Source organism: Emticicia aquatilis (assembly GCF_014644295.1).
In the GTDB taxonomy this organism is placed as follows: Bacteria; Bacteroidota; Bacteroidia; order Cytophagales; family Spirosomataceae; genus Emticicia; species Emticicia aquatilis.
In genome coordinates, this window is sequence record NZ_BMKK01000004.1 from 370,001 (window position 1) to 388,466 (window position 18,466).

The following is an 18,466-nucleotide window of genomic DNA, read 5'->3' on the forward strand; positions in this document are numbered from 1 at the left end:
TGGAAATAAGAAATATTATATGGAAATTGGATAAAAATTGGATACATAAATAATGGATAATACACAGACTATATTCATCGTAGAAGATGATGCTTTTTATGGTGCAATGCTCGAATACCATCTGACCCTTAACCCTGATTATACAGTTGAAAGATTCGAGACAGGTAAAGGTTTGCTTGATAATCTTTATCGACGCCCGATTGCCATTACACTTGATTATTCGTTGCCCGATATGGATGGCGAGACTGTTTTGAAGAGAATTCAAAAAGAATACTCTGATATTCCTGTTATCATCATTTCGGGGCAAGAAGATATTGCGACGGCCGTTCAATTACTCAAAAACGGAGCATACGACTACATCGTAAAAGATGAAAACACAAAAGAACGTTTGTGGAATTCGATTCTGAAAATCAAAGAAACACAGCAATTACGTGCCGAAATCTCTCAACTTCGTGAAGAAGTCCGTGAAAAATACGAATTCGATAAAGCTATCAAAGGCAATAGTCCAGCTTTGCAAAGAGTCTTTAACTTGATGGAAAAAGCCTCGAAAAGCAACATCAATGTTTCGATTTATGGTGAAACTGGTACTGGTAAAGAACTGGTAGCCAAAGCAATTCACCACAACTCAGCACGAAACAAAAAACCTTTTGTGGCAGTCAATATGGCTGCAATTCCGAAGGATTTGGTAGAAAGTGAGTTGTTTGGCCATGAAAAAGGTGCTTTTACAGGTGCGATGAATCGGAGAATAGGGAAATTTGAAGAAGCAACGGGTGGGACTTTGTTTTTGGATGAAATCGGGGAAATGGAACTTACCATGCAAGCTAAAATTTTGCGTGTACTACAAGAACAAGAAATAACAAGAATTGGCGGGAACCAAGTAGTAAAAATTGACTGCCGAATCATTGTGGCCACTCACCGTAATCTTGCCGAAGAAGTACAAAAAGGAAATTTCCGAGAAGATTTATATTATCGTTTACTGGGATTAAATGTGGCCCTTCCCCCACTACGTGAGCGAGGAAACGACATTATTTTACTCTCTAAATTCTTTATTGACGATTATTGCAAGAAAAACCGATTACCAAAAGTAAGTCTTAGCAATGAAGCATCACAAAAACTGTTAGGCTATTCATTTCCTGGTAATGTTCGTGAGTTAAAAGCCATTATCGAGCTGGCTTGTGTGATGGCCTCCGATGATTTGATTGTTCCAGAAGATATTACCTTTAATTCTATCAAACCCGAAGGTGCATTTTTGCTTGAAGAAGTAACTTTAAGAGAATATACTCGCCGAATTATTCGCCATTTCTTGAATAAATATGATGATGACGTACTACTCGTGGCTGATAAACTCGATATTGGAAAGTCAACGATTTATAATATGTTGAAAAGCGGAGAATTATAAAACATCGGTTTTAATACTTCATTTTGATAAGCAATAGCAGCCAATTTTGGCTGCTATTTTTGTTTCTGTAAAATAATCTGTTCTACAAGTCGTTTCTTTTAAGCATCCGACACTAAACATAAACACTAACAATCCTATTCTTAATCTGTATGAAATTCAAAGCCGTAATTTTCGACTTCGGAAACGTCATTATCAACATCGAGTTCCAAAGAATCTATCAGACATTTGCTAAATTTACTTCTAAGTCACCTGCTTACATCGAAAAAAAAATAACCGAAGACCAAATTTTCAGACGATACGAAAGTGGGCAATTTACTGATGAAGAATTTAGAGAAGTAATCCGCCAAACGCTCGGTTTCCCACTATCCGACCACGAAGTTGACACCGCATGGAATGCCATTTTGCTTGATATTCCGACAGATAGAATTGATTTAATTCATAATATTCGTCAGAAATACCCTGTTTATCTGCTCAGTAATACCAATAATATTCATATTACGGCATCAAATAATTATCTAAAAAAAGCTCACGGTATCAGAAATCTCGATAACCTTTTTGATAAACTATATCTATCCTATGAAATGGGTTTGTGGAAACCAGATGCCGAAATCTATTACGAAGTTTTGCGTTCAAATAAACTTCAGCCAAATGAAGTAATATTTTTTGACGATAATTTGCACAACATCGAATCGGCTAAGGCAATCGGTATGCAAACAATTTTAGTTGAGCCTCCTACTTCTATCGTAGAATATTGTAAAAACATATTTTAAGTTGTTACTTTGTGGCTTACAACAAACCTAACCGATGAATCAACAACGTACACTCCTAATACAAATATCATTATTTATAATTACGCTTATCGCTACTACACTCACTGGTGCAGAATGGATTTATGGCAGACCCTTTTTTTTCGGAGAAAATACCCTTGGTTGGCATGAGTTTTTAGAAGGTTTTAAATATTCAATACCATTTTTAGGAGTACTTACAATTCACGAATTTGGGCATTATTTCACAGCAAAAAGACATAGAACCGAAGTAACATTACCCTATTATATACCGCTGTGGCTGGGTGGTATCACCTCGACTTTTGGAACTCTGGGGGCTTTCATCCGTATCAAAGAACGATTACAATCTCGTGTAAAATACTTCGATATTGGTATTGCAGGCCCATTGGCGGGTTTTGTGGCAGCATTATTTGTACTTTGGTATGGTTTCACCCATTTGCCAAACCTAAATTATGTTTTTGAACTTTTCCCTGTTTTCAAACAATACGGCAACGACTACGGTAAATTTCTCGAAACAAGTCCCGATTATATTTCAATCAAACTTGGTGATAGTTTGCTCTTCAATTTCTTTGAGCAGTATGTCGCAACTGGTGAGCTTCCACATCCTTATCTTTACACCAATTACCCGATTATTTTTGCGGGTTATTTGTCGCTATTTTTTACTGCACTCAACCTTTTTCCAATCGGGCAACTCGACGGAGGGCATATACTTTATGGCTTAATCGGCGACCGTGCATTTAATATCGTTTCTCCCATTCTCTTTACTGGGTTTATTTTTTATGCTGGCTTAGGTTTTTTCAATGCTCACGAATTTACCACTCAAGACACAGAAATGTTCCTTGAGTTAATCGCTAAGTTTGCGGCCTTCATAGCCTTCAATTATTTTTGTTTCTCTAAAATCACCGATAACACAATGACCAACTGGCTCATAGCATTGTCGGTTGTTTCAGTACAGTTAGTAATTTCATATTTTTTCCCTACCGTAGAAGGATATTCAGGATTTTTGGCTTTCGGCTTAATGATTGGCCGATTCTTAGGGGTTTATCATCCAAAAACATACGATATGAAGCCTCTTACTCTCGAACGTAAAATTTTAGGTTGGTTAGCTCTCATAATTTTTGTAATTTGCTTTAGTCCAAAACCTTTCATTATCATTCAAAATTTACCGTAATTAGTGAATGACGAATTATTCGAGTTACGAACGGTTCGCCGTAGCGATGACGAATAAATTGCGAGAATAATGTTTAGTATAGCATAAAATTCGTAAATCGTCATTCGTAAATCGCAAATCAAAATTCTATGCTAAACTGGATATTTAAAACAAGCTTTCGTTTATTAGGCTGGAAAGTAGTAAATGTACCTGAAAACCTAAAAAAAGGTCTTTTTGTGGTTGCCCCCCACGCCCGTACCGCTGATTTTTTCGTCGGTCTTTGCACTCGCCCGACCATCAACTTAGATATAAAATATCTCGGCAAAGCCGAACTATTTAAACCACCATTTGGCTGGATTTTCCGTGCTTTAGGAGGTACTCCTGTCTATCGGCACAAAAGCACAAACTTTGTCCAACAAGTAGCCGATACCTTCAATAGTCACGAACAACTCTTAGTTGCTATCGCTCCCGAAGGTACTCGTAAGAATGTAAGTAAGCTAAAAACGGGTTTTTATTACATGGCACATCAAGCAAAAGTGCCAATTATTATGTCGGGCTTTGATTACCCTCGTAAATCTGTTATTTTTGCAGAACCATTCCTAACAAGTGGTGACTTTGAAGCCGATATGAAGAAATATTTCGTACCATTCTTTGAAACCATCGGTGGAGTAGATAAAGATTGGATAAAAAATTATAAAGCTGGTAAATTTGATGAATAAAAAGGTCTGATGGTACGTCTTACCCAAACACCAAAGAAATTTGACTGAAAACAACCATGGAAAAACAAACCAAAGCTATAAGAATACAGACAAAACGCTCACAGTATAGAGAACACTCAACACCGTTGTTTCTGACAAGTAGCTTTTGTTTTGAAGATGCAGAGCAAGGAAAAGCCCTTTTCGATGAAACACTTGAAGGAAATATCTACACCCGTTTCTCGAATCCATCCGTACAAGAATTTGTCGATAAAGTTTGTATGCTCGAAAACTGCGAAGAAGGAATTGCCACTGCAACTGGCATGGCCGCAGTTTTTGCAGGTTTTGCAGCTCACTTAAAATCGGGCGACCACGTTGTAGCTTCTCGTGCCTTGTTTGGTTCTGCTCACCAAATTCTGACTCAAATCTTGTCGAAGTGGGGAATCACGCATACATATCTTGATGCAACTGCTCCAGAAAGCGATTGGGAAGCAGCCATTCAGCCAAATACCAAGATGGTTTATCTTGAAACTCCATCAAACCCTGGTCTTGAATTAGTAGATATGGCAATGATTGGCCGATTAGCAAAAAAACATAACCTCATTTATTACGTAGATAACTGTTTCGCAACGCCAATTATTCATACACCAACCGATTTTGGTGCAAACCTAATCGTGCACTCGGCCACTAAATTTATGGATGGACAAGGTCGTGTTTTGGGCGGAATCATCACAGGTACAAAAGAACTTATCGCTCCGATTCGTTTCTTCTGCCGTCATACAGGGCCGTCGATGTCGCCGTTCAATGCTTGGGTTTTATCAAAAAGTCTCGAAACACTCGAAATCCGCATGGCACGCCACTGCGAAAATGCCATTAAACTGGCTAAAGCGTTAGAAAAAATGGAGGGTATTAAGAATGTAAAATATCCACACCTAACAACTCACCCACAATACGAACTGGCCAAGAAGCAAATGAAAGCAGGTGGAGCAATGGTAACATTTGAGCTTGAAGGTGGTTTTGAGCGAGTGAAGAAATTTACGCAACTCGTAAAAATCGCTTCAAATTCATCAAATTTGGGCGATTCTCGTACGATTATCACCAATCCTAATACAACAACACACTCTAAATTATCGAAAGACGACAAAGCTAAACTCGGTATTACCGAAGGGCTTATCCGTTGTTCGGTTGGATTAGAAGACATCAGAGATTTAATTGCTGATTTTAAGCAAGCTGCTAAAAAATCTTTAAGCTAATCAATCATCTGAAACAATGACCAAAACTATTGAGCAAAAATATATTGAAGTAGCCATGAAGGAAGAGAACGCAATGATGTTCTCTCGATTCAATAAGCTCATCAATAATTTATTTTCTGAAAAAGCTGAAGCTCAAGATGAAATCTTGGCATTAAAATCGCAGATAAATACATTGCAGAAAAGCATCGCTGACCACAAGAAAGAGATAGCAAATCTGAATGAGAGACTAAAAAAACAAGAATTTCTTGAAAAAAGTAAAGAAATTCAAAAAGAAAGTGTTAAAATTGTAGCGAATAAAGCTAAAAAGTCAACAGACAAAGTAGAAATAAAGAAAACAATCACTGAACTGATACAAGAGATTGATGCGTGTATTGCTTTGTTAAACGAAGAATAGTCAAGTGCAGTCGTAGAATAAGTAATAAAAATGGTTTGATTATAAATGCTTTAGCACACGAAACCTATTGATTTATAAAAAATAGAAAATCATTTTTTTGAAATTGACAAATTAAGATTGATTACCAAATGGCAGAATCTGATAAAATAGAAATTGGGTTGAAAGTGTTGAGTCGAGTAGTCACTTTAAAAGTTCAACCCGAAATGGAGCCTTATTTCAGAAAAGCTGCTCATCTCGTCAATCGACGCCTTGACACGTTTACAAAAAATTACAGTGGCGGAGAAATGGATTCTTGGGATTTTTTAATAACCATCGCCATCGAGGGTATGGTTGAATCTCAAAAAAACCAAGATAAATATAAACTTTTGCAACAATCGCTCAAAACAAGGCTTGAAGATATCGAACAACGCCTTTCTCTTGGTTGAAAGTAAATTAAAATGAAAAAACACCAGTCGATAAGCTTCTGCTGGTATTATATTTATTCTTCATTTGCTTTTCAAATCCATCTTCTTGTTTTTACTTGTCAGCTTGCCTCTAAGCTATTCAGGTTTACACTGTCTAATCGGTTCATTTATTGTTTTGGCATTCAGCTTTTCGGCAAACTTTTATTTAAGTTTTCATGAAAAGTTTTTTCAACTAAAAGCTGTGAACTTATTATTCCCTAATTATTTATAAATTCTTTAACAAAACTATCTAAAATGTCGAATATTTTAATGATGCTCCTCACTGACCTACTTGCTTTGGCAATTGGCTTTTTTGTGGGTAGAGCATTGCTCAAAAAAACATTCCAAAGCAAAGACGCAGATGCTGAGATTAGAGCCAATGAAGTAATAAAAAATGCACAACAAACAGCTGAAAACATCAAAAAAGACAAAATGTTGGAAGCCAAAGAGCATTTTTTGAAACTTAAAAGTGAGTTTGAAGATGATTCTAACAAACGTAAAAACATCATCTTACAAAACGAGCAACGTGTAAAACAAATGGAACAACAAGCTGTTCAGTCAAAACAACAAGCTGCTCAGTTAGAACAACAGAATATCCGCCGAGAAAAAGAACTTGAGACTCTTCAAACAAAGCTTAATGAGCAAACCGAAGCTGCCAAAAAGCAAATGGAATTAGCCAATAAGCGTAAAGAAGAAGCAGAAGTAATGCTTAGTCAGCAAGTGGCTCAATTGGAAAAAATTGCCAATTTAACCGCCGAACAAGCCAAACAACAATTAATTGATGCAATCAAAGGTGAAGCCGAAACTCGTGCATCTGGCTTTATTAAGCAGACAATCGAAGAAGCCAAACTAACAGCTACTAAAGAATCGAAAAAGATTATTATCGAAACGATTCAACGTACGGCAGCCGAACAAGCCATTGAAAACTGCGTTTCGGTATTCAATATCGAAGGCGACGAGATTAAAGGTAAAGTAATTGGCCGTGAAGGACGTAATATTCGTGCATTAGAAGCCGCAACTGGCGTAGAAGTTATCGTTGATGACACTCCAGAAGCAATCGTTATTTCGAGCTTCGACCCTGTTCGTCGTGAAATAGCACGTTTGTCATTACACCGTTTAGTGCAAGATGGCCGTATCCACCCTGCTCGTATCGAAGAGGTTGTGGCCAAAACCAAGAAGGACATCGAAAACGAAATTAATGAAATTGGAGAGCGTACTGTAATTGATTTGGGAGTACATGGTTTACACCCAGAATTAATCAGAATGATTGGTAGAATGCGTTTCCGTTCTTCTTACGGACAAAACCTACTCCAACACTCTCGTGAAGTAGCTAAAATGTGTGCCACAATGGCCTCAGAACTTGGCTTAAACGCTAAGTTAGCCAAGCGAGCAGGCCTACTCCATGACATCGGTAAAGTATGGCACGAAGAGCAAGAATTGCCGCACGCACTTTTGGGTATGGAATTGGCAAAAAAATACAAAGAACACCCAGAGGTTATCAATGCGATTGGTGCTCACCACGATGAGATTGAAATGACTTCGATGATTTCTCCAATTGTTCAAATCTGTGACTCGATTTCGGGTTCTCGTCCAGGTGCAAGACGTGAGATGATGGAATCATACGTACAACGCTTACGTGACTTAGAAGCTTTAGCATTGAGCTATAATGGCGTTGAGAAATGCTATGCTATCCAAGCGGGTCGTGAATTACGTGTAATAGTTGATTCAGAAAACGTAACAGATGAAATTGCAAGTAAACTTTCATTTGATATTTCTCAAAGAATCGAAAAGGAAATGCAGTACCCTGGCCAAATCAAAGTAACGGTTATTCGTGAAATGAGAAGCGTGGCGTACGCAAAATAAGATAAACTAAGTTTTTTCTGAAAGGCGATGCAGCAATGTATCGCCTTTTTTGTTAGAAAATAACCGAAAATTTGGTACCAATACCAAGTTCGGAAGCTACCTTTATTTTGCCATTGTGCATTTTGATTATTCTATCGACCAAAGATAAACCAATGCCATATCCTTTTGTCTCGGAAGTTTTAGAAGAACGATAAAACGGCTGAAAAATATACTCAATTTCCTTTGGTTCGATTCCAATACCTTTGTCTTCGATGTGAATCACTTTAAAAGAATCAGTGGCCGATAGGTTGATTAAAGCCTGATTGTCGGACGAAAACTTGCAGGCATTTTGCACTAAATTTACGAAAGCGATTTTCAATAATGAGCTATTACCTACAATACAAAGATGCTCGGGTTCTTCGGGTAAAGCATCAAAAGTTAGCTCGATTTTGTAATTTGGATTATTGTTCAAAACAAAATTTTTTGCTTCAAATAATAACTCGTCAAGTCGAACTGTCTCAGCCAGTAGTTCATTATTATAGGCGGTCATTCTTGATAACTTCAACAAATTTTGAGTAAGTTTTACTAAATCCGTGATGTCTTCTAAGGCAGAAAAAATTGTGGTCTGATATTCAGTAGCAGTACGTTCTTTCAATAAACTTACTTCCAACTGAGAGCTAATCCGTGTAAGTGGATTTTGTAATTCATGCGAAACATTACCAATAAACATTTTTTGCAGGCCTAACCCCTCCTCTACTCTATCCAGTAACTGATTAATTGTGAGAGTAAGATTGTTTATTTCATCTTTATTTTGATTAAGTTCAAGTCTTTTATTGAGGTTTTGAGGAAAAATATTATTCAATTCCGTACCGATTCTTTCGATAGGTTCCAATGTTTTTTTTGCATAAAACCACCCAATAAATCCGACAAAAATGATGGAGAAGGTCAAAAGACCAAACATCATCCATCGCATTTGTTGCAAAAACTCATCAGCATACTGATTCTTTGCCATTGCAATCACGATATATTGTTTAAAGGCTCGTTCGTACAAAATCCCAACACCAACAAGGTCATTTTCTACGAATTCGATACTGGCTTTCTGTTTTATTTCTGCCAAAATCTTTGGTTCAATTTCTTTCACCTGAGCAGCGTTCGATACAAACACAACCCGATTATTATCATCATAAACAATGATTTCTTCAGCAGTAATCTGGTCTTTTCTATTTTTTAAAAGGCTCTCTAAAAAAGCTATATCTTTTCTACTTTCAATGGTCTGACTTAGCCATCCAACCACTGTTTCAGCCCTATTATTGAGGCGTCGGTAGAAGTTTTTATTCAGAAAATAAGAAGTAAAAACATAAACAGAAAGCATAGTAATACTGAGAATAGCCATCACAACGACTACAAAACGAAGAGTTATTTGTTGTCTTAATTTCATTCTTCTTTCAGTACATAACCCATTCCGAAAACGGTATGAATCAATTTTTTATCGAAGTTTTTATCAATTTTTTTCCTTAAATAATTGATATATACCTCAATATAGTTAGTGCCTTTGTCGAAGTTTACATCCCAAACATTTTCAGCAATCTGATTTTTTGAGAGTACCCGCCCTTGATTTCGTAAGAAATACTCCAGCAACCGAAACTCAAGTGCAGTGAGTTCGATGTCATTCCCAGCCCGACTTATCCTCTTGGTATCCAGATTTACTTCAAGGTCGGCAAATTTCAAAATATCATTCGTTATTAAAGTTTCTGTTCCTCGTTTTGTTAAAGACCGAACTCTTGCCAAAAGCTCCGCAAACTGAAATGGTTTTACCAAATATTGGTCAGCCCCAGCATCAAAACCCATAATTTTATCTTCACTCTCACCCAGAGCAGATAATAATAAAATGGGGGTTTGAATACCATGTTGTCGAAGTTCTTGCACGAGCATCCAGCCATTCAAGCCGGGCATAATAATATCGGTTATGATACAGTTATACGAGTTTCGCATGGCCAATTGCTTAGCAATCAAGCCATCATACGCAATATCTACTTCATAAAAGTTTTCTACAAGCCCTTGCCGAATAGCTTGCAGTGTTTTTAGCTCATCTTCTACTACTAAAATCTTCATTCAGTATTCTTAAAAGTTTTAATCAAATGTAAATAGCATTTTTTCATAAAAAAAACATCTAATAAATTTCTAACTTTTATCTAAGAAGTCTCTAAGTATTGAGAATGACCTTTGTTCTCAGCAAATCGACAAAGATTTAGTCAGAGTTTTAATTTAGTATTTATACGGTGAATAAGTTCATTTGACTTTTCATTATGCTGAGAACCCCAACACATTGTTGGGGCATTCTTTTCTTAATCAGAATTCAAAACCAGCATTGTTGCTCTCGCAGAAGAAGTTTCACTGATTCTATCACTCAAAAAATATCCAAAATCATGATAACTGTCATTATTCCCGCTCTAAATGAAGAGAAAACAATTGGCTTTGTAATAGAAACTACAAAAAAATCGGCAAATGTTACCGAAATAATTGTGGTTGATGACAAATCAGAAGACCGAACCATAGAAATTGTAAAAAAACATGGCTGCAAAGTAATTACCAGCACCAAACTTGGCAAAGGCACTTCGATGAAAGATGGTGTGATGGTTGCAAAAAATGAAATCATCGCTTTTTTGGATGCCGATATTACAACATATACAGAGAATATTATTGATTTGCTGACCCTTCCGATAGTAGAAAATAAAGCTGATTTTGTCAAATCATATTTTACTCGACAAGCCGGCAGAGTAACCGAACTCGTCGCAAAACCCTTATTATCAATTCTTTACCCAGAATTCCCAGTATTCAAACAACCATTGAGCGGTATGATTGCTGGAAAAAAAGAACACTTCTCAAAGATTGATTTTGAAGAAGGCTATGGTGTTGATATTGGTATTTTACTTGATATGTTCCAAATGAAAGTCAGAATTGAAGAAGTAAATATCGGGCATATCGAAAACCGAATGCAAAGCGTAGAAGCTTTGGGGCAAATGTCTCGTCAGGTAGCTTCGGTTATTCTGAAAAAATCAAAAAATATGGGGTTTCAAGACCTTAAAACCTACGAACATATTCAAGTTATACGCGAACAAATGGATTTTGCTCTTAGCGAAAATCTCAGAAAATTGAAGAAAATTGCTATTTTGGATATGGATAACACAATTACGAGAGGAAGTTTTATCCGAACAGCCGCCATTGCATTCGATTTTACTGAGCAACTCCAAGAAATAGGTCGAACACAAACAAATCCAATACTTCGCACCAAACAAATTGCAAAACTCCTACGAGGAAAATCGCTTAAAGAGCTCCTCGATGTGGCTGACTCAATAAAAATTACACCAAATGCCTTGACATTAGTAGAAAATCTCAAGCAAAGCGGCTATATCGTTGGAATTATTTCTGATAGCTATGATTGTATCACCAATCATTTGAAAAATAAACTTGGCGTTGATTTCAGCCTTGCCAACGAACTTGAATTTTCGAGAAGCCATGCAACTGGCGAAGTAAAAATCCCTTCGTTTTTTCTTCCTCATCAACACAGCATTTGCAAACATGATTATTGTAAAAGTCATGCACTGGCTCACATTTGTGAGCATTATGACATCTCTCTCACTGATACAATGATGATTGGAGATGGCGAAAACGACATCTGCCTAACCAATAAAGCAAGTGTTGGAATATCATTTTGCTCAACTGATAAAAGACTCGACCGAGTGGCCGACTACGTCATCAAAAGACCTGATTTTCAGGAAGTTATCAACTACTTATTTAAAAAAAACGCATGAATATCAACATCCAAACACCTCAATTTACAGCAAGTGAACGTCTCACAAATTTTGTAAGAGACAAAATCAATCAATTAACGGCTCACCAATCAAATATCATAGGAGTGAAAGTTGTACTACGAACAGGAGCAAAACATGACCTAAGTAATCAATGGTGTGAAATTATAGTGACGCTTCCTGCCGAAAATAAATTCATAAAAAAACATAGTCTTTCATTTGAAGAAAGTATTGTGAGGGCGATTGCTTCAATGGAACGAAAACTTAAACGTAAGCAGGTTCATTTTTTTGATACCTACAAAATTTGAACTTGTAAAACATAAAATCCACGTACACTCCATACTAACAAATCAAATCTACAAACAATATGAACTTTCAAGAAGTATTAAATTATTCTATCATCAAAATAGGTGCGTTCGATTTTCGTGTTTCATCAATCTTGGGCATTTTTCTGTTGATAATTTTCACTGTAATCTCACTTTACCTAATAAAACGAACTATTTATCGCACCAAAAAAATTGAGGAAGGAAAGAAATATTCACTTTATAGCCTTTTCAAATATATCATCATCGGCTTTGCAGTAGCCAATGGCTTACAAATAGTTGGACTTGACATTTCGGTAATTTTGGCGGGTTCGGCAGCTCTTTTGGTTGGTTTGGGCATTGGTTTACAAACACTTTTCAAAGACTTTGTATCGGGAATTATTCTTTTGATTGATGCTTCAATAAAAGTTGGCGATGTGATTGTTGTAAATGATTTGGTTTGTCAAATCAAGGAAATAAAACTTCGCACCACTACTGCCATCACCCGTGACGATAAATATATTATTCTTCCCAATTCAATGCTTACATCGAGTCAAATTCAAAATTGGACTCACCTAAGTGATACCTCCAGATTTGAAGTGCAAGCAACGATTGAATATCAACCTAATATTCGACAAGTAAAAGATATTGTGCTTAATTTAATCGATAAAAATCCCTCGGTTCTTCCAAACCCAAAGCCTTTTGTAAGATTTACTGAGTTTGGCGAATCTACTATGACTTTTTCTGTTTTTTTCTGGACCCAAGATTTATTCAGGGTAGAAAACATCAGTAGTGATATACGTTTTAGCATTTTTGAGCATTTCAACAAGCACAAAACCAAAATACCATTTGCACAAAAAGCAGTTGCAGAAAATGAACATCAAAAAGACATGTAAAATATGCTGATTCAAATCCACTATGATTTTTTTATGCAAAACTCTTTGAGATTTCAGATTCTCTATTAAATTTGAATCATCAACAATTTCAAAAATACTATGGATAAATTATCTGAAACTTGGATGGTAGATGGTACGATTGATTTTGAAGCTAAGAAATACACACTCTTAGCTTATCTACAAAAAGTTAAGCTGTATTTTGATAACAATAAAATTTATCCGCAGCTATCTGACTTGTTCTTTCATTACAACAACTTAGTTTCTTTCAAGACCAACAAAAATTACCTAAAAGACCATTTCCCCAAGCGTCTTTCGGGAATTCAAATTGAAAGTTTAGAGTTGATTTACGAAGAAATGATTGCCGACAATAATCTCATGCAAGAAATTGAAGAGATTATTCATTATGCCAGTCAGCGATTCGAAAATGCGATTTCGGTAGGCAGCGAAATTTATGATTTTGTAGAAAGTAAACTTGCCATTACCCCAGTAGGAATTATACCTCTCAAACTTGATGAAGGGTATTTCTTTTTGAGCAATGGAAAACGAAGCACAAGGGTATATTCTTATAAACTCACCCTTTTCGAGCGTCATAGCGAAAAATATCGCTCTTTGAGTTCCACATTTATTTCAGAATGGGAGCGAAACTTTGTTAATAGCTATGAAAATATAAAGATAAATCTGATTAAGCAACAAAAACACTTACCAAATCCGGCGGTCTATTCGATTGAAACTGACCTAACTTTTCCATTGGAAGAAACGCTCTTACCTGTTGCCAAACGGACTTTGGTTCAGCATATAAGTCGTTAGTTACCAACTAAACTAACAAAAAATGCCTCCCAAAACTGAGAGGCATTTTTATTATTTCTAAAGCCATACTATAGCTTACGTTTTACTTCTTTTACTTCAAAGCTTTCAAGTGTATCGCCAATTTCGATGTCATTGAAGCCCTTCAAGCTCAAACCACATTCAAAACCATATTTCACTTCGTTTACATCATCTTTGAAACGTTTCAATTGTTGAATCTCACCTTCGTGTAATACGATACCTTCACGTACCAATCTTACTTTATTGTTACGTTTAATCGAACCATCAGTTACATAACAACCGGCAATCGTACCAACTTTACTGATTTTGAATACTTCACGAACTTCGATTGTACCAACGATTGACTCTTCAACTTTAGGGGCTAACAAGCCTTCCATCGCATCACGAATCTCATTGATTGCATCGTAGATGATAGAATATAATCTGATTTCGATTTCTTCTTGGTCAGCAATTCTACGGGCATTATTCGATGGTCTTACTTGGAAACCAATTACGATTGCATCGGCGGTTGAAGCCAACAACACGTCTGATTCTGAAATTTGACCAACACCTTTGTGAATAATCGCTACTTGAACCTCTTCAGTCGAAAGTTTCAATAATGAGTCAGAGAGTGCTTCTACCGAACCATCCACGTCACCTTTTACAATAACATTTAATTGGTGGAAGTTTCCGATTGCTTTACGGCGTCCAATCTCTTCGAGTGTAATGTGTTTTTTAGCACGAATACTTTGCTCACGATTGATTTGCTCACGTTTGTTAGCGATGTCACGTGCTTCACGCTCCGAATCCATTACGTTGAATCTATCGCCTGCTTGTGGAGCTCCCGGTAAACCGAGAACTTGCACTGGAGTTGATGGACCAGCAGCTTTAATTCTTGCACCTGTTGCATTCACCATTGCTTTCACACGCCCGAAGTATTGACCAGCTAAGATAACATCTCCAACTTTCAATGTACCGTTCTGTACGAGAACTGTTGTTACGTATCCACGACCTTTATCGAGAGATGCTTCAACTACTGTACCTACTGAAGTACGGTCAGGATTTGCTTTTAATTCGAGTAATTCGGCTTCGAGCAATACTTTATCGAGGAGTTCATTGATACCAATACCTTTTTTGGCCGAAACCTCTTGTTCTTGGTATTTACCACCCCAACTTTCAACTAAGATATTTTCTTTCGATAAATCTTCACGTATTTTTTCCGGGTTAGCCCCTGGCTTATCAATTTTATTAATTGCAAATACTATCGGAACACCTGCATTTTTAGCGTGGTTGATAGCCTCACGTGTTTGAGGCATCACACTATCATCGGCTGCTACCACAACGATTACAACGTCGGTGATTTTAGCCCCCCTTGCACGCATGGCCGTAAAGGCTTCGTGACCAGGAGTATCGAGGAATGCGATTTTCTTTCCTTTGTTTGGACCTTCGTTGATTTCAACATCATAAGCACCAATGTGCTGTGTGATACCACCCGCTTCACCCGATGCAACTTTTGTGCGACGGATATAATCGAGTAATGATGTTTTACCGTGGTCAACGTGCCCCATGATTGTAACGATTGGAGCTCTCGGCAATAAATCTTCCTCAGCATCTTCTTTTTCAATCGTATCAACTTTCACTTCTTCTTCAGCAGTGATAAATTGTACATCATAGTCAAAGTCAAGAGCAAGCATTTGAATTGCTTCCGCATCAAGGCGTTGGTTGATAGATACAAACATACCCATCTTCATTGCCGCCGAAATTACATCGGTTACAGAAACATCCATCAAAGAAGCCAATTCAGCAGCCGAGATAAACTCGGTTACTTTCAAGATATTGCTTTCTTCTTGCTCTTGTAAAGCACGTTGTTCTTCTTGGTCGGCACGTGACCTACGTTTATCTTTTCTATATTTTGCTCCGAAGTCAGGCCCTTTGGTTTGCATACGAGCCATCGTTTGTTTGATTTGCTCTTTTACTTCAACCTGAGAAACCTCTTCTTTGCGTTCTTTCTTTTTCTTAGGGTCGCCTTTTTTGGCAGCCGCATTATTATTGGTATTGGTAGTAGTACCCGTTGCTACTGGAACTTTTGGTTTTGGCGTAACAACAGCATCTGCACCCGTAACTTTCTCGCCACGTTTTACACGTTTGCGTTTACGTTTACGTTTGTCTCTGTCTTCTGCAACAGTTGATTTTTTCTCAACTGGAAGCTCAATTCTACCCAAAACTTTCAAGCCTTGAAGTTTTTCACCTCTTGCTTGAATCAATTCTGGTTCGATTATCTCTTCAATATCAATTTCTTCTGGAATGCTCTTAACTGGTACTACTGGAGCAGGTTTTGGCTCGGCCTTGTGAGGCGGACGTTGGTCTGCTCTGTATGGCTGACGTGGGTCAAGACGCTCAGTTGGTTGTCTTTGTCCTCCGCCTTGTTGTTGGCGTGGTGGGAATTCTTGACGATTCTGTTGCTGAGGTTTTTGTTCTTGCTTTGGTGGTTCTGGTTTGGTAACAACCTCAACTTTTGGTGGCTCAACAACTGGAGCTGCTACCTGTGGTTTAGCTGGCTCTTGCGGCACAACTGGTTTCGGAGCTTCTACCACTACTGGTTTTGGCTCAACTACAGGCTCTGGTTTTGGTTGCTCAACCTTCACCTCAACTGGTTTTTCTTCAACCTGAGGTTTTACTGGCTCAACTACTGCTTCTTTCACAGGCTCTACAACTGGAGTCGGAACTGGTGCTGGTGGCGGTGTTGGAGTTGGCTTTTTATCCAAATCAATTTTACCCAAGATTGTCAGACCTTGACTTTTGCTTTCGGCACGAATCACTTCGGGCTCAGCAGGTTTGGTTGTTTCTGGTTCTTTTTTCTCCTCTACTTTTGCTTGTTGGCGGAAATATAAAATATCAGAATTACCAGCAGAAGTTGGATTTGCTTTCACTTCTTCAACTGGTTTTGGCGAACCTCCATCTTCAAGCAACGAATTATTATTATATTCTTTAGCAAGAATATTCAATAACTCAAAGTTGAGTTTGGCATTTGGATTATTTTCAATACGATGTCCTTTTCCAGCAAGTTTTTCAACGATAGTTACAATACCAACGTTGAGTTTCTTTGCCGCAAGGCTGAGTCGCATTTCTTTTTGTTCTGTCATAAAATGATTTAAAAATCTGTTTTTGTTATCTCTTGCGAGATTAATTACTCTTTTTTCCAAGTCCAAAAACCTTGGAGAACTTCAGTTTTTGTGCTTTTGAATTCAATAGTACAAATGTAAACGGTATATTCTTGATTATCAAGAATATATGATTTATAGTTATCTATTTCGTTCTAAATCACAGTATTGTATTCGATTTATTCAAATTCTCGACTCAAAATTCCTAAAACTTCGTCGATTGTCTCTTCTTCCAACTCTGTACGGCGAGCAATATCTTCTTTTGAGATAGCCAATACAGATTTTGCGGTGTCGAGACCAATCTTACGGAATTCGTCGAGTACCCAATCTTCGATTTCGTCAGCAAATTCTGACAAATCAACGTCCTCTTCGTCTTCTTCGCCTTCGATGTCACGGAATACGTCAAGTTCCATCGAAACGAGTTTTCCAGCCAACTTGATATTCATACCGCCTTTACCGATAGCCAACGACACTTGGTCTGGTTTTAGGTAAACGGCCACACGCTTGCGTTCGTTGTCAACCTGAATATTGCTAATTTTAGCAGGGCTTAAAGCTCTCGAAATCAACAAGTTAAGATTATCAGTCCACTGAATAACGTCGATATTCTCGTTTTCTAATTCTCTTACGATTGTATGAATTCTTGAACCTTTCATACCTACACATGCTCCTACTGGGTCAATGCGGTCGTCATAAGACTCTACGGCAACTTTGGCTCTTTCGCCTGGCTCACGTACAATTTTACGAACCGAAATCAAACCATCTAAGATTTCAGGTATTTCTTGCTCAAATAGACGCTCAAGGAATACTGGTGAAGTACGAGAAAGCGTAATGCGAGGGGTTCCGTTGTTCATTTCAACTTTATGAACCACCGCTTTAATGCTTGTTCCTTTTCTTGGTCTATCTTTTGGTATTTGCTCAGTCTTTGGAAGTACTAATTCGTTGCCTTCGCTGTCGAGACAAACTAATTCTTTACCTAAAATCTGATATACTTCAACGATAATAAGCTCTCCAACCAAATCTTTGTATTTGATGTAGAGCATTTCTTTTTCTAAATCTTTGATTTTTTGAATCAAAGTCTGACGTGCAGTTTGCACAACACGACGACCAAAATCTTCGAGCTTAACCTCATCGGCTACTTCTTCGCCGATTTCAAAGTCAGGTTGAATTTTTTGTGCCTCTGAGAGCATGATTTTATCAGTATCCCAGATGTCTTCAGAGTTATCGTCAACGATTTCTCTTGTACGCCACATTTCTAAGTCACCGCTATCGGCATTGATGATAACGTCAAAGTTATGGTCTGAACCAAATTTCTTGCGAATCATTGTTCTGAAAACATCTTCCAAAACCTTAATCATGGTCGGGCGGTCGATGTTTTTCTCACGAGCAAATTCTGAGAACGATGCTATTAATTCTCCACTGTGCATAGCTAAGTATTCAATTAAGAATTAAGACGGTTCGCCGTGGCGATTGAGAATGATTTTTAAGTAAAAACTCCAAAAATCACATTATACCTCTTAATTTTTGTTCAAAATA

At 37.4% G+C, this 18,466-nt stretch carries 16 protein-coding genes; 12 read left to right on the top strand and 4 right to left on the bottom strand.

Features of this window, described 5'->3' with window-relative positions; all coding sequences use genetic code 11:
- Positions 1-52: 52 nt before the first annotated feature.
- The 8 genes from IEX65_RS11755 to rny all read left to right on the top strand — a co-directional run bounded on the left by IEX65_RS11755 (position 53) and on the right by rny (position 7,982).
- Positions 53-1,399 (top strand): sigma-54-dependent transcriptional regulator, encoded by a 1,347-nt coding sequence (locus IEX65_RS11755; RefSeq protein WP_188766259.1) that lies wholly within the window; start codon positions 53-55, stop codon positions 1,397-1,399.
- A gap of 149 nt (positions 1,400-1,548) precedes the next feature.
- The gene (locus IEX65_RS11760) at positions 1,549-2,169 is read left to right on the top strand and encodes an HAD family hydrolase (RefSeq protein ID WP_188766260.1); all 621 of its coding nucleotides are present in this window, start codon (positions 1,549-1,551) and stop codon (positions 2,167-2,169) included.
- 34 nt (positions 2,170-2,203) lie between these two features.
- A complete protein-coding gene (locus IEX65_RS11765) occupies positions 2,204-3,355 on the top strand; it encodes a site-2 protease family protein (RefSeq protein WP_188766261.1) in 1,152 nt (383 codons plus the stop codon).
- Positions 3,356-3,483: 128 nt separating this feature from the next.
- Complete coding sequence (locus IEX65_RS11770) at positions 3,484-4,053, top strand: 1-acyl-sn-glycerol-3-phosphate acyltransferase (RefSeq protein ID WP_188766262.1); 570 nt, start codon at positions 3,484-3,486, stop codon at positions 4,051-4,053.
- Between the two features lie 56 nt (positions 4,054-4,109).
- Complete coding sequence (locus tag IEX65_RS11775; RefSeq protein ID WP_188766263.1) at positions 4,110-5,282, top strand: trans-sulfuration enzyme family protein; 1,173 nt, start codon at positions 4,110-4,112, stop codon at positions 5,280-5,282.
- A gap of 16 nt (positions 5,283-5,298) precedes the next feature.
- Positions 5,299-5,676, top strand: coding sequence for a hypothetical protein (locus tag IEX65_RS11780; RefSeq protein WP_188766264.1), 378 nt, complete (start codon positions 5,299-5,301; stop codon positions 5,674-5,676).
- A 128-nt stretch (positions 5,677-5,804) separates the two neighbouring features.
- Entirely contained in the window at positions 5,805-6,101 is a 297-nt protein-coding gene (locus IEX65_RS11785) for a cell division protein ZapA (protein WP_188766265.1), read from the top strand.
- A 273-nt stretch (positions 6,102-6,374) separates the two neighbouring features.
- Positions 6,375-7,982: a ribonuclease Y gene (gene rny, locus IEX65_RS11790; protein WP_188766266.1), complete on the top strand. Its 1,608-nt coding sequence runs from the start codon at positions 6,375-6,377 to the stop codon at positions 7,980-7,982.
- A 52-nt stretch (positions 7,983-8,034) separates the two neighbouring features.
- On the opposite strand, the gene IEX65_RS11795 is transcribed toward rny, so the two are convergent.
- Together IEX65_RS11795 and IEX65_RS11800 are read right to left on the bottom strand one after the other, a co-directional pair.
- Complete coding sequence (locus tag IEX65_RS11795; RefSeq protein ID WP_188766267.1) at positions 8,035-9,399, bottom strand: sensor histidine kinase; 1,365 nt, start codon at positions 9,397-9,399, stop codon at positions 8,035-8,037.
- The gene (locus IEX65_RS11800) at positions 9,396-10,073 is read right to left on the bottom strand and encodes a response regulator transcription factor (protein WP_188766268.1); all 678 of its coding nucleotides are present in this window, start codon (positions 10,071-10,073) and stop codon (positions 9,396-9,398) included. Before IEX65_RS11800 ends, IEX65_RS11795 begins: the two co-directional genes overlap by 4 nt.
- 314 nt (positions 10,074-10,387) lie before the next feature.
- Between IEX65_RS11800 and IEX65_RS11805 the strand changes: the two genes are divergently transcribed.
- From IEX65_RS11805 to IEX65_RS11820, 4 genes are all read left to right on the top strand, one after another.
- Positions 10,388-11,773, top strand: coding sequence for an HAD-IB family phosphatase (locus IEX65_RS11805; protein ID WP_188766269.1), 1,386 nt, complete (start codon positions 10,388-10,390; stop codon positions 11,771-11,773).
- On the top strand, positions 11,770-12,078 hold the full coding sequence (locus IEX65_RS11810) for an HPF/RaiA family ribosome-associated protein (protein ID WP_188766270.1): 309 nt from the start codon (positions 11,770-11,772) through the stop codon (positions 12,076-12,078). The genes IEX65_RS11805 and IEX65_RS11810 overlap by 4 nt, the downstream gene beginning before the upstream one ends.
- A gap of 59 nt (positions 12,079-12,137) precedes the next feature.
- A complete protein-coding gene (locus IEX65_RS11815) occupies positions 12,138-12,968 on the top strand; it encodes a mechanosensitive ion channel family protein (RefSeq protein WP_188766271.1) in 831 nt (276 codons plus the stop codon).
- Positions 12,969-13,067: 99 nt separating this feature from the next.
- The gene (locus IEX65_RS11820) at positions 13,068-13,775 is read left to right on the top strand and encodes a hypothetical protein (RefSeq protein WP_188766272.1); all 708 of its coding nucleotides are present in this window, start codon (positions 13,068-13,070) and stop codon (positions 13,773-13,775) included.
- A gap of 68 nt (positions 13,776-13,843) precedes the next feature.
- Here the strand turns inward: IEX65_RS11820 and infB are convergent, their stop codons facing one another.
- Complete coding sequence (gene infB / locus IEX65_RS11825; protein WP_188766273.1) at positions 13,844-16,915, bottom strand: translation initiation factor IF-2; 3,072 nt, start codon at positions 16,913-16,915, stop codon at positions 13,844-13,846.
- A gap of 197 nt (positions 16,916-17,112) precedes the next feature.
- On the bottom strand, positions 17,113-18,357 hold the full coding sequence (nusA, locus tag IEX65_RS11830; RefSeq protein ID WP_188766274.1) for a transcription termination factor NusA: 1,245 nt from the start codon (positions 18,355-18,357) through the stop codon (positions 17,113-17,115).
- Between the last annotated feature and the right edge of the window lie 109 nt (positions 18,358-18,466).